The 11,913-nt window shown below is 75.3% G+C and carries 12 protein-coding genes and 1 rRNA gene; 10 read left to right on the forward strand and 3 right to left on the reverse strand.

What is annotated here, in order from left to right:
- The 3 genes from rrf to CRP30_RS06565 form a co-directional block, all read left to right on the forward strand.
- A 5S ribosomal RNA gene (gene rrf / locus CRP30_RS23415) occupies positions 1-88 on the forward strand; the annotation flags it as partial.
- Positions 89-1,531: 1,443 nt separating this feature from the next.
- On the forward strand, positions 1,532-2,407 hold the full coding sequence (locus tag CRP30_RS22465) for a tetratricopeptide repeat protein (RefSeq protein ID WP_159961583.1): 876 nt from the start codon (positions 1,532-1,534) through the stop codon (positions 2,405-2,407).
- A 99-nt stretch (positions 2,408-2,506) separates the two neighbouring features.
- Positions 2,507-2,866 (forward strand): single-stranded DNA-binding protein, encoded by a 360-nt coding sequence (locus CRP30_RS06565; RefSeq protein ID WP_097183200.1) that lies wholly within the window; start codon positions 2,507-2,509, stop codon positions 2,864-2,866.
- 13 nt (positions 2,867-2,879) lie between these two features.
- On the opposite strand, the gene CRP30_RS06570 is transcribed toward CRP30_RS06565, so the two are convergent.
- Positions 2,880-4,178, reverse strand: coding sequence for a DUF1015 domain-containing protein (locus CRP30_RS06570; RefSeq protein ID WP_097183201.1), 1,299 nt, complete (start codon positions 4,176-4,178; stop codon positions 2,880-2,882).
- Between the two features lie 108 nt (positions 4,179-4,286).
- Here CRP30_RS06570 and CRP30_RS06575 point away from each other — a divergent pair, with 108 nt between their 5' ends.
- Entirely contained in the window at positions 4,287-4,679 is a 393-nt protein-coding gene (locus CRP30_RS06575) for a tetratricopeptide repeat protein (RefSeq protein ID WP_097183202.1), read from the forward strand.
- Positions 4,676-5,791, forward strand: coding sequence for an HAD-IIA family hydrolase (locus tag CRP30_RS06580; RefSeq protein WP_097183203.1), 1,116 nt, complete (start codon positions 4,676-4,678; stop codon positions 5,789-5,791). The genes CRP30_RS06575 and CRP30_RS06580 overlap by 4 nt, the downstream gene beginning before the upstream one ends.
- A 64-nt stretch (positions 5,792-5,855) precedes the next feature.
- Here CRP30_RS06580 and CRP30_RS06585 read toward each other — a convergent pair whose 3' ends face one another.
- On the reverse strand, positions 5,856-6,173 hold the full coding sequence (locus CRP30_RS06585; RefSeq protein WP_235003226.1) for an alkyl sulfatase C-terminal domain-containing protein: 318 nt from the start codon (positions 6,171-6,173) through the stop codon (positions 5,856-5,858).
- Between the two features lie 212 nt (positions 6,174-6,385).
- Between CRP30_RS06585 and CRP30_RS06590 the strand changes: the two genes are divergently transcribed.
- From CRP30_RS06590 to CRP30_RS06610, 5 genes are all read left to right on the forward strand, one after another.
- On the forward strand, positions 6,386-6,616 hold the full coding sequence (locus CRP30_RS06590) for a hypothetical protein (protein WP_097183205.1): 231 nt from the start codon (positions 6,386-6,388) through the stop codon (positions 6,614-6,616).
- On the forward strand, positions 6,616-7,488 hold the full coding sequence (locus CRP30_RS06595) for a TlyA family RNA methyltransferase (protein WP_304528894.1): 873 nt from the start codon (positions 6,616-6,618) through the stop codon (positions 7,486-7,488). Before CRP30_RS06590 ends, CRP30_RS06595 begins: the two co-directional genes overlap by 1 nt.
- Positions 7,485-8,525 (forward strand): NAD kinase, encoded by a 1,041-nt coding sequence (locus CRP30_RS06600; RefSeq protein WP_097183206.1) that lies wholly within the window; start codon positions 7,485-7,487, stop codon positions 8,523-8,525. The genes CRP30_RS06595 and CRP30_RS06600 overlap by 4 nt, the downstream gene beginning before the upstream one ends.
- On the forward strand, positions 8,503-10,287 hold the full coding sequence (recN, locus tag CRP30_RS06605; RefSeq protein ID WP_200814589.1) for a DNA repair protein RecN: 1,785 nt from the start codon (positions 8,503-8,505) through the stop codon (positions 10,285-10,287). Before CRP30_RS06600 ends, recN begins: the two co-directional genes overlap by 23 nt.
- 80 nt (positions 10,288-10,367) lie before the next feature.
- Positions 10,368-11,084 (forward strand): class I SAM-dependent methyltransferase, encoded by a 717-nt coding sequence (locus CRP30_RS06610; RefSeq protein WP_097183207.1) that lies wholly within the window; start codon positions 10,368-10,370, stop codon positions 11,082-11,084.
- 18 nt (positions 11,085-11,102) lie between these two features.
- Here CRP30_RS06610 and CRP30_RS06615 read toward each other — a convergent pair whose 3' ends face one another.
- On the reverse strand, positions 11,103-11,912 hold the full coding sequence (locus tag CRP30_RS06615; protein ID WP_235003227.1) for a TetR/AcrR family transcriptional regulator: 810 nt from the start codon (positions 11,910-11,912) through the stop codon (positions 11,103-11,105).
- Position 11,913 lies beyond the last annotated feature (1 nt).

Here is an 11,913-nt window from a genome sequence, read left to right on the forward strand (position 1 = left end):
CGGCAACATTCCGAACCCGGAAGCTAAGCCTCTCAGCGCCGATGGTACTGCCCTGGAGACGGGGTGGGAGAGTAGGACGCCGCCGGACAACCATTACCGAACGGGGGTCAGAGCCACAGGCTCTGACCCCCGTTCGCGTGTTTGTGTCCGGTTCTGCCGTCGGCGTTCTGCCGATGAGCGCCGCCAATCGAAGAGGTACTGCTCACTCATGACATCACCGCGACGCGGCTCCGGTGGAGCGCGGGACGACCGCGGCTCGGGAGCGAACAAGGGATCCGCCGGCAGGGCAAGCGCCGGTGGCTCCCGAGGTGGTCCGGCCAGTCGCACCGGTGGGGGTGCGTCCGGCGGAGCGCCTCGCCGCGGCACCGGTGCTGGCCGTCCCGCGGGTACGCGCGGGGAATCGTCTCGTGACGAAAGGCCCGGTTCGCTGGAGCGGCGCCCTCAGGGCGGGCGTCCCCCGGGTGATCGGCCGCAGTGGCAGGACCGCCGTCCGCAGGGGGAACGTCCTGCGGGTGGGCGTCCCTCGGGTGATCGGCCGCAGTGGCAGGACCGCCGTCCGCAGGGCGAGCGCCCTGCGGGTGGGCGTCCTTCCGGTGATCGGCCTGCCGGTGGGCGTCCCTCGGGTGATCGGCCGCAGTGGCAGGACCGCCGTCCGCAGGGCGACCGTCCTGCCGGTGGGCGTCCTTCCGGTGATCGGCCGCAGTGGCAGGACCGCCGTCCGCAGGGCGACCGTCCTGCCGGTGGGCGTCCTTCCGGTGATCGGCCGCAGTGGCAGGACCGCCGTCCGCAGGGCGACCGTCCTGCCGGTGGGCGTCCTTCCGGTGATCGGCCGCAGTGGCAGGACCGCCGTCCGCAGGGCGACCGTCCTGCCGGTGGGCGTCCTTCCGGTGATCGGCCGCAGTGGCAGGACCGCCGTCCGCAGGGCGACCGTCCTGCCGGTGGGCGTCCTTCCGGTGATCGGCCGCAGTGGCAGGACCGCCGTCCGCAGGGTGAGCGCCCCGCCGGTGGACGTCCCTCGGGTGAGCGCCCCGCCGGTGGACGTCCCTCGGGTGATCGGCCGCAGTGGCAGGACCGCCGTCCGCAGGGTGACCGCCCCGCTGGTGGGCGTCCCTCGGGTGACCGGCCGCAGTGGCAGGACCGCCGTCCGCAGGGCGACCGCCCCGCCGGTGACCGCCCGGAGCGCGCCCAGACCCCGTGGGCCGGGGGCGACGGCTCGCAGGAGCGCCGGCCACGCACGGAGCGGCCGCAGCGCACCACCGGCTCGCGCAACGCCGCCGGCCAGTGGCAGGAGCGTGCTCAGGGCCGGCCGGAGGGTGAACGTCCGCAGTGGCAGGACCGTCGCCCCGGTGGCGGCGATCGTCCGGCCACGGACCGGCCGCAGCGCTCCGGAAGTGCCGGAGGTGATCGCGGCACGTGGCGTGAGCGCCGTCCGTCCGACGACCGCCGTGGGCCTGCGCGAGGAACGGCACGTCCTGCGGCCGGTGAGGAGCGCCGTCCGCCGCTGCCGCCCGGGCCGGAGATCCCTGACTGGGTGGACGCCCGCGACCTGGACCCGGCCGTGCGCACCGCCCTCCGGGGACTGGACCCACGCAACGTCGAGCGGGTCGCGAGTCACCTCGTCGCCGCCGGCACCCTGGTCGAGGACGACCCCGCCGCCGCTCTGGCGCATGCCCGCGCCGCTCGTGACCGTGCCTCGCGGGTAGCGGCGGTTCGGGAGGCTGTGGGTGTCGCTGCCTACCACGCAGAGGACTACGCCGAAGCGGCCCGCGAGCTGCGCGCCTACCGTCGGATGAGCGGTGACGAGAGCTACCGCGCTGTTCTCGCCGACTGCGAGCGCGCCCTCAGCCGTCCGGAGGTCGCGCTCCGGCTGGTCGCCGAGGCGCTCGCCGACTCGCCCGATCCCGAGGAGACGGCCGAGCTGAGGATCGTGGAGTCGGGAGCCCGGCTGGACCTCGGCGAGGACGCGGCAGCACGGCTCGTCCTCGAGGCTGCGCTGGGCGACCGGCCCGACCCGGCCTCCCTCCAGCCGGGGGACACCGGCCGCCTGCGCATCGCCGCCGCCTACGCGGACCTGCTGGAGATGCAGGGGGACGGCGAGATGGCCATGGAGTGGCTCGTTGCCATCGCCGGAGCGGATACCGACGACGTGACCGGCGCCGTCGACCGCCTCGGTATCGAGTTCACCGACCTCGAGGACGAGCTCGTCGAGGAGCAGCTCGACGGCGCGCAGCCGCTGGACGGCGACGCCGATGAGGACGAGCAGGCCGAACCGCCCGTCGCTCCCGAGGTCGTCACGCCGTTGCCGGAGGACGAGCACGGGCTCGGCCGCAGCTTCGACGAGGACGTCGAGGCCGAGGTCGCCGAACTCCTCGGTGAGACCGGCGACGAGGACACGCGCGAGCACTGACCGCCGACGATCGGGGTCGATTCGTCCACATCGCCCGGCGGCGTCCACAGATGACGCCGGGCGACGTGCGCACGGCCCTCAGGGCAGCAGGCTCCTTCCATGAGCGTCGCTGTCATAGATCGGAACGATGTGGTGCTCCGTGGGCGGCTGTCCGCCCCCGCGGAGCTCAGGACCCTGCCCAGCGGAGACCCGCTGCTGACCTTCCGGTTGGTCGTGCGCCGGCCCGAGCCCCGGGCACGGGGCCAGTCGGTCGACGTACTGACCTGCATCACCTACGACCGCGGGCTGCAGCGCCGGGCGGCGTTGTGGCAACCGGGCGACGTCGTGGAGGTCGAGGGAGCCCTGCAGCGGAGATTCTGGCGGACCGGGAGCGGGACCGCCTCGGTGTGCGAGGTCAACTGCCGCAAGGGCCGCAAGGTCCCGCGGGCGGCGGCTGGTGCGGCCGAGCGGACGGCATGAGCCCCGGTCTCGGTCAGTCGGCCAGCGGTCGCAGCACCAGTCCCGTCCGCGGCTTCGGCACGAAGAGCGTCGACTTGCGTGGCATCCGCGCACCCGCCCTGGCCACCGCAGCGACGTCGCTCGGCGAGGGCGCCCGCAGGAGGACGGCGACCCCGGCACGGTCGGACGCTGTCTGGAGCGCCTCGTCCACGCTGTGCGCGATGAGCACCGAATCCGGGTCGTCGGGGCGCTGCCACGCGCCCGCCATCAGGCCTAGGTGCGCCAGCACCACGTCCAGACGCCGCCAGGCCGCAGGGGCCTCCGACGGCACGGTTGCCCGGACCTCCGCGGTGGGCTCGCTGAGCTGCACGAGGCGCTCCCCGTCGCTGAGCAGCATGCCGGTCGCCTCAGGCGTGGCGATCCAGCGACGCACCGCATCGGCGGGCGGCAGGCCCCCTGTGGGCAGCTCGGTCACGCGGAACCCTCCGGCGGCGGTCCGGACGGCCGTGTCCAGATCCAGGTCGGGGACCACGCGGTGGATCGGATCGACCCGGAGGCCGCCGGGCCCCATCGGCGTCACCAGCGCCAGCACGCTGTCGCTGCCGGAGGTAGCGGGGCTGGAGCGCTGGTTCGCGCGTGCGGCCGCGAAGCGGTGATGGCCGTCGGCGATGACCGCTTCCGTCCGCGCCAGGACGGTGGCCAGCCGGTCGAGCAGTCGGGGGTCGGTCACCCGCCAGAGACGGTGGGCGACCCCGTCCCCGTCGTCCACCGTCATCGTGGGGGGACCGTTCCGGACCTGATCGGTCAGCGCCGCCACCTCCGGTTCCGGATCGTGAGCGAGCACGATCGGCTCGAGGTCCGTCCCGGTGGCGGCGAGCAGTTCCCGTCGGCCCTCGACGGCGCCCGGGTACGTGTTCTCGTGGGGGAGGACCGCAGTGGAACCGGCCGGGGGGAGCGCGACCGCCCCGAGCCAGCCTGCGGTCGGCGGGGAGCCCGCAGGACGCAGCTCGTACAGCCACAGCGCCGGCTCGGCGTCACGGACCAGGACGCCGTCGTCCTGCCAGCGGCGCAGGGTCGCAGCCGCGAGCTCGGCGGAGCTGCGCGGCGGACCGCCGGTCGTGCCGTCCACGCGCGGAAGGATCAGCCGCACGACGTTGTGCGGATCGGTGCCGGCCAGCCGCTCACGGCCGGAGGGCGTCACCAGGTCGTACGCTGGCGAGCTGACACGGGCGAGGTGCCCGGGGTCCTGCTGCCGGTAGGTCAGGGCACGGAAGGGACGGACGTCGAGTCCCGTCGCCGACGAGGACGACCGGGACGACGACGATTCGGGCACGGAGTCGATCGTAGGAGCGCTCTGCTCGTGTCCGGCGGGAGCCGTCCCGACCGGCCCGACGAGCGCCGGACCGGTCGGGCACCGTCGGTGCGGAGGAGAGGGGCGGCGATGCCGGACAGTTCTCCGGACGGTGACGTGTACGAGTGGTTCCAGCGCGGGGTCCAGTTGCTGCGGGACGGCAATCCGGCGGCGGCGGCGACCCTGCTCGGCCGTGCCGCCACCGCGGAGCCGGAGTCGCGGAGCATCCTCGAGGCGCTGGCGCGCGCACAGTACGACGCAGGTCGTTTCCAGGAGGCAGTCATCAGTTTCACCGCACTCACCGCGGTCAGCCCGACCGACGACTACGCCCATTTCGGGCTCGGACTGGCGGCCAGCCGGGCGGGGGAGCTGAGGCTCGCCGCCGAGCACCTTGCCCTGGCCGTCGCGATGCGGCCCGACGTCGGTCACTACACGCGTGCGTTGCGGGGCGTGCGGGCGCGGCAGGCGGCCGAGCCCACGTGAGCACTCCGACTCCGGGTGCCCCCGGCCCACTCCGAGCCGGCCCCCTCACGGCGGGCAGCAGCGCACCGCCGGCGGAGATCTACGACGTCGCCCTGCTGGACCTCGACGGCGTCGTCTACGTCGGTCCGGACGCCGTCCCCGGCGTGCCGGACGCGCTGTCCGGAGCGCGCGCGGCGGGCATGCGGCTGGGCTTCGTCACGAACAACGCCGCCCGCACGCCCGAGGAGGTGGCCGCCCACCTCACCGAACTCGGCGTGCCGGCCGCGTCCGACGACGTCATCACCAGTTCCCAGGCTGCCGCCACGGTGGTCGCGGACCTCCTGGGTCCCGGCGCGAACGTCCTCCCGGTCGGCGGGCCCGGGGTCGCCGCTGCGCTCACCGCAGCGGGTCTCACCGTCGTGGGGAGCGCCGAGGAGGAACCCGCCGCCGTAGTCCAGGGCTACGGGCGCGAGGTGGGCTGGGCGCAGCTCGCGGAGGCGGTGGTCGCCGTCCGCAACGGCGCCCGGCACGTCGCCACCAATGCCGACGCCACGATCCCCTCGCCGCGGGGGCCCCTGCCGGGCAACGGCGCGATGGTGGGCGTCGTCCGCGGCGTCACCGGCCGGCAGCCGTTGATCACCGGCAAGCCCGACCCCGCCATGCACGCGGAGTGCGTCCGCCGGACCGGTGCACGACGCCCGCTGGTGGTCGGTGACCGGCTCGACACCGACATCGAGGGCGCCCGGCGGGCCGGCGCCGACAGCCTGCTCGTCCTCACTGGCGTCACCGATCCCGGCGTCCTGCTCGCCGCCGGTCCGCAGCACCGCCCCGACCTGCTGTCCCAGGACGCCGCCGGCCTGCTGCAGGCACACCCCGCCGTCACCACCGACGGCTCGCAGTGGAGCTGCGGACGATGGACGGCCCGTGCGGGGGAGGGCCACGACGTGCTGGTCCTGGAGGCCGCCGACGGGGGCGACGGCGACGGCCTCGACGGGCTTCGCGCGCTCTGCGTCGCCCACTGGTCGCGGCATCCCGACAGCGCGGCACCTGCTCGCATCCTCGGCGTCGGCGCACCGGCGGAGGAGGCGCTGGCCCGCTGGGACCTGGCGTCCGCGTCCGACAGGGCGGCCTGACCGCAGCGGGCCACGACAGGGGCCGGAGCGGGGGGGGTCTGCAGTGGGCGCCGCTGCAGACGGGTCAGAGCAGCTTGCGCAGCCGCAGCAGGTCGCGCAGGCCCGCCTCGAGCTTCACCCGCCCCGTCGCCCACGCCTGCCCGAAGTGCAGCTGCCCATCCGTCAGGGCGACGAGGTCGTCGCTGGTCATCGTGAGGCGGATGTCGGCCTTCGGGACCGCCGCTCCGTCCGGGACCGCGTGCAGGTCGCGGACCGCGCCCGAGCCGAGCCGCCCGAGGACGACCTGGTCGAGGTCGGTCAGCCGGCAGGAGAGGCTGCGGTCCAGGCCCTCGGCGGCGGGGTTCGACGCGAGCTTGCCGAGGATGCCCTGCAGGGCCGTCATGCACTGATCCATCGTCGCCACGCGGGCGGTCCTCCAAGCCTGGCAGGTGTGCGGTCGGACCCTGGGACGCTATCGCCCGTCCGTCCGACCGTGCCCGTCCGCCCCGGCCGGTAACCTCGCGGGCGAACCGGACCAGCCGAACGAACCAGCCGACCGTGTAGCCCGGGACCTCCCGCGCCGCACCGGTCCTCACGACAGCGGAGGGCGACACGTTGACCGAGCCCACGCCGCCGTCACCGGTCCCGGGCCCTCCGCGGCCCGGCCCGCGACCGGGCGAGGCCGCTGCGGCCCCGGGGCCCCTCGCGCCGACGCAGGACCCCGCCGCGCCCGCGCAGGACCCCTTCGCCGGCCTCGACGAGCGCCCCGTCGCCGAGCACGTGGCGGTCTACGAGACCGAGCACGCCCGGCTCGAGCGCGAGCTCGGCACGATCGACCAGCTCTGATGCCCCGCCGCAGCCGGCTCGACGCGGAGCTCGTGCGGCGGGGCCTGGCACGGTCCCGCGAGCACGCGGTGGCCCTGATCGCCGAGGGCCGGGTCGCCATCTCGGGGCAGGCGGCCACCAAGCCGGCCACCGGCGTCGAGGCAGGCACCCCCGTCGTCGTCAGGACGGACCCGGACCAGCCCAGCTGGGTCTCCCGCGGCGCGCACAAGCTGCTGGGAGCCCTGGAGGCCTTCCCCGTCGCACTCGAGGGGCGCCGCGCCCTCGACGCGGGCGCCTCGACCGGCGGCTTCACCGAGGTCCTGCTCAGCCGCGGCGTCGCCGAGGTGGTCGCCGTCGACGTCGGGTACGGCGAGCTGGCCTGGTCGCTGCGCACCGACGAGCGCGTGCGGGTGCACGAGCGGACCAACGTCCGCACCCTGACCCCGGAGGCCATCGACGGGCCGGTGGACGTCGTCGTCGCCGACCTGTCCTTCATCTCCCTACGGCTCGTGCTGCCCGCGCTCACCGCCTGCGCCACCGATGACGCCGACCTGCTGCCGATGGTCAAACCGCAGTTCGAGGTGGGCAGGGAGCGCCTGGGCGCCGGTGGCGTGGTGCGCGACCCCGAGCACCGGGTGCAGGCGGTCCTCGAGGTGGGTACCGCGGCCGCCGCGCTGGGCTGGGGCACCGCCGGCGTGGTGGCCAGTCCGCTGCCCGGCCCCGCGGGGAACGTGGAGTTCTTCCTCTGGCTGCGCCGTGCCGCGCCACCACCGCAGGAGGACGACATCCGTCGAGCGGTCCAGGAAGGACCGACGGGAGCGAGCCCGCGAGCTCGCGCAGGGACAGAGCAGCTGCGAACGCAGACGACGAGCGCCAGCGAGGAGACACCGTGAGCCAGCCGAGCGAGTCCACGTCCGCGCCACAGGAGGAGCCACGCCGCGTCCTGCTCACGGTGCACACCGGACGGCGCGACATCGTCGACCTCGCGCGGACCTCGGCCGCCCGGCTCAGCGCGGCCGGGATCGTGGTGCGCCTGCTGGACGACGAGGCGGGGGACCTCGACATCGCCGACGCCGAGGTCGTGAAGACCGACTCCTCGGCGGCCGCCGGCGCGGAGATCGTCATGGTCTTCGGTGGTGACGGCACCTTCCTGCGTGCCGCCGAGCTCGCCCGCTACACCGATGCCGCCCTCATGGGCGTCAACCTCGGCCGCGTCGGCTTCCTCGCCGAGACCGAGCCCGAGGCGGTGGAGGAGACCCTGCTGGCCATCGAGCGCTGCGAGTACTCCGTCGAGGAACGGCTCGCCCTGGCCGTCGACGTCCTCGACGGCAGCGGCCAGGTGGTCAGCGGCACCTGGGCGCTCAACGAGGTCTCGGTGGAGAAGGCGCAGCGCTCGCGGGTGCTCGACGTCGTCCTGGCCATCGACGGCCGCCCGCTCACCAGCTTCGGCTGCGACGGTGTCCTCTGCGCCACCCCCACCGGCTCGACGGCCTACGCGTTCTCCGCCGGCGGCCCCGTCGTCTGGCCCGACGTCGAGGCACTGCTCCTGGTGCCCAGCAACGCCCATGCGCTGTTCGCCCGGCCGCTGGTCACCTCGCCGAACTCGGTCCTCACCGTCGCCGTGCCGGCCGACGGCAACCGGTCGCGGGTGTCGGCCGACGGCAGGCGCGTCCTGGAAGTGCCCGACGGCGGTCGGGTCGACGTCCGCCGGGCCGACCGCCCGGTGCGCATCGCCCGCGTGCACGCCTCCACCTTCGGTGACCGGCTGGTCGCCAAGTTCGGCCTGCCGGTCCGCGGCTTCCGCGACGCGCGGCACGCCGGCCCGGGGCACGAGCTCTTCACCAGCCGCAACGTGCTCACCCGCGACGTCGTGACCGGCAACGGCGCCCCCTCGACGGAGGTGACCGGTGCCGGCTCGCACGACGACTGACCGGCCTGTCGCCGCGGCCGCCGACCAGCACCCGGGCCGGCTGACCGAGCTGCGCATCCGCGGGCTGGGTTCCATCGACGACGCCACCCTCGAGCTCGGCAGCGGGCTGACGGTCGTCACGGGTGAGACCGGCGCCGGGAAGACGATGGTCGTGACCGGCCTGACCCTGCTGTTCGGCGGGCGCGCCGACCCCGGTCGCGTGCGGGCGAGCGGCAAGGCCGGCGTCGAGGGTCGCCTGGTCCTCCCGCCGGACTCGCCGGCCTGGGAGCGGGCGGCCGACGCGGGCGCGGACCCCGACGACGACGGCAGCCTCATCCTCGCCCGCACGGTCAGCGCAGAGGGCCGGTCCCGGGCGTTCCTCGGTGGCCGCAGCGTCCCCGTCGGCGTCGTCTCCGAGCTGTCCGAGGGGCTGCTCGCCGTGCACGGGCAGACCGACCAGCAGCGGCTGTCCCGCCCGGCCGAGCAGCGCCGGGCCCTGGACCGGTACGCCGGCGCCGGCCACCTCGCACTCCTGGACCGCTACCGCGAGGCGCACCAGCGCTGGCGGCAGCTGGCCGCCGACCTGGAGCGGCGCCACACCCAGGCACGCGAGCTCGCCCAGGCCGCCGACGTCCTGCGGCACGGGCTGGAGGAGATCGAGGCCGTCGGCCCCGAGCCCGGTGAGGACGAGGCCCTCGACACCCAGGCCAAGCGGCTGGCCGACGCGGATGCGCTGCGCGCCGCGGCCGACCAGGCACGCATGGCCCTGGTCGGCGACGTCACCGGGGACCTCGGCGGGGCCGACCTGCCGCAGGACGCCACCGCCGCGCTGGCCATCGCCGAACGCGCTCTCGCCGCCTCCGACGACCCCACTCTCGTCCTCCTCGCGCAGGACCTCGCCGACGCCGTCGCCGTGGTCTCCGACGTCGCGGGGCAGCTCGCCGGGTACGTCGCCGACCTCGACGCCGATCCCGGCCGGCTGGCCGAGGTGATGGACCGGCGCTCGGTCATCACCGGCCTGGTGCGCAAGTACGCAGCCCCCGGGGAGGGGCTGGCCGGGGTGCTGGCCTGGGCCGAGGACGCTGCCGGCCGCCTCGCCCAGTTGGACGTCTCCGACGAGGCGCTGGAGGCGCTCGGGAAGGCGCGCGACGCCGCCAGGGCGGAGGTCGACGACCTCGGGGCGCAGGTGTCGGCCGGGCGCCGTGCCGCTGCGGACGGGTTCGCCGCCGAGGTCGGTGCCGAGCTGGCGGGCCTGGCCATGAAGAGCGCCCGCGTCTCGTTCGCCATCGACAGCCACCCCGACCAGCCGGGCGCCGAGGGCATCGACGAGGTGGCACTGCTCCTGGCGCCGCACCCGGGCGCCCCGCCGCGGCCGGTGCACAAGGGCGCGTCGGGTGGTGAGCTCTCCCGCGTCATGCTGGCCATCGAGGTCGTGTTCGCGGGCGCGGACCCGGTGCCGGTCATGGTCTTCGACGAGGTGGACGCCGGCGTCGGCGGTCAGGCCGCCGGTGAGATCGGCCGCCGCCTGGCGCAGCTGGCCCGCGACCACCAGGTCGTCGTCGTCACCCATCTGGCGCAGGTGGCGGCCTTCGCCGACACGCACCTGGTCGTGGACAAGTCGCCCGACACCGCTGCGGGCGTGACCGCCACGGACATCCGCGCCGTGGACGGGGAGGACCGCGTGCGGGAGCTGGCCCGGATGCTGTCCGGGCTCACCGACAGCGGCACCGGCCAGGCGCACGCCCGGGAGCTGCTGGCCGTCGCCGCCGCCGCCCGCGGCTGACCGCCGACGGGGGAGTGGCGCCTGCCACGGAAGGATGAGCACGGGAGTGCCGGCTCCGGCCGCGGGGTAGGCGATCGGGCGTGACCTGCTTCTCCTCCACCGACGAGTCCGCCCACTACGGCTTCTCGGTGTGCATGCTGCTCGAGCAGTACCGCTCCCGGCTGCGCTGGGAGGAGGAGGGCGTCGTCGAGCTCGGCAGCGGGGACGCCACGGCCATCAGTGACGTCGTGCGCGCACTGCCCGGCCTGCGCGTGGCCGGCTACGACATCAGCGCCACCTCGGTCGAGGCCGCGCGCGCGAACATCGCCGACCGCGGCGTGGCGGACCGGTACACCGTCGAGCCGGGCGACTTCTTCGACCAGGCTGACGCAGCGGGCGGCCCGCCGGTGTCGACGGTCATCTCGAACCCGCCCTACATCCCCGCACCCGACGGCGACATCGTCATGCCCGAGCTGTGGGGCGGCGTGCGCGGCAACGATCTCGTCCTGCGGCTGCTGAAGGCCGGCTACGACAACGTCATCACTGCCGTCGCGAGCTACTCCGACCCGCTGGAGACCGTCCGCACCGCCGAGGACCTCGGCTACCGCGTCGTCAACTTCCTCGCCATGGGCCTGGACTACGGCACCTACAGCAGCGAGCCCAAGGTCCGCGACCACATCCGCCGGCTGTGCGCCGAGGGCCGGGGCTGGGCCGGGGACGACCAGTACATGGTTGCCATCGCCCTGTTCACCCGGAACCCCGATGTGCCCGGCGACCGCGCGGAGCAGCTCCTGCGGGCGCTCCAGATCGCCGTCTGAGGCGTCAGCGCCGCTGGGTCACCGGCGCTTGGCGTACCCGGCCAGGCCGAACTGCAGCAGCGACAGGCCGCGCCGCCCCTGGCGGCGCAGTTCCGCCGAGAGCTCCAGCCCGCCGACACCGGCCAGCACCCGGTCGCGCGCCAGCTCGAGCAGCGACGCGTAGAGACCCAGGACGGCGTGCGCGGCCAGCCACGGCTCCACCTGGCCGGGGCGGGCGCCGGTCTCCTCCGCGATCAGCCCGGCCAGCGCGTCGGTGAGCTCCCCGAGGATCTCCCGCTCCCGCACCTGGAGCGTGCGGCTGCCGCGGATCACCCGGGCCATCTGCGCCACGCCCGTCGCCGCCTCCGGGGAGCCGAGCAGGCTCACCGCGCCGACGACGAAGCTCCCCGCGGCGGCGGACACCGACTCGCCGGCCGGACGGCGGCGCACCGCGTCCAGGAGGGCTGCCCGCATCGGCGGGTCGGCGTCGAAGACCAGCCCCTCCTTGACCGGGAAGTGGTTGAACACCGTCTTCTCGACCACCCCGGCCCGGCGGGCGATCTCCATCACGCTGACGGCGTCGAAGCCCCGCTCGGCGAACAACTCGGCCGCGGCATCGACGATCTTCTCCCGCGTCTCCTGGCGGCGCCGCTCCCGCGCGCCGGGCTCGCCGCCCTTGCGGCCCCGCCGCCCCGCGGGCTCGGCCGGCACGTCGGGGCGCACCGACGGAACTGCCCTGATCACGGCCCCGGCCGGGGTCGCGGCGGTGCTGCCCTCGGGGGTGTCGCCCTCGGCGGGGGAGGCCGGGGCGGGGGTCGTACGGGGCAGGGCGTGGGCCACTCCAGTCACA

The organism is Blastococcus haudaquaticus (genome assembly GCF_900230285.1).
GTDB lineage: Bacteria > Actinomycetota > Actinomycetes > Mycobacteriales > Geodermatophilaceae > Blastococcus_B > Blastococcus_B haudaquaticus.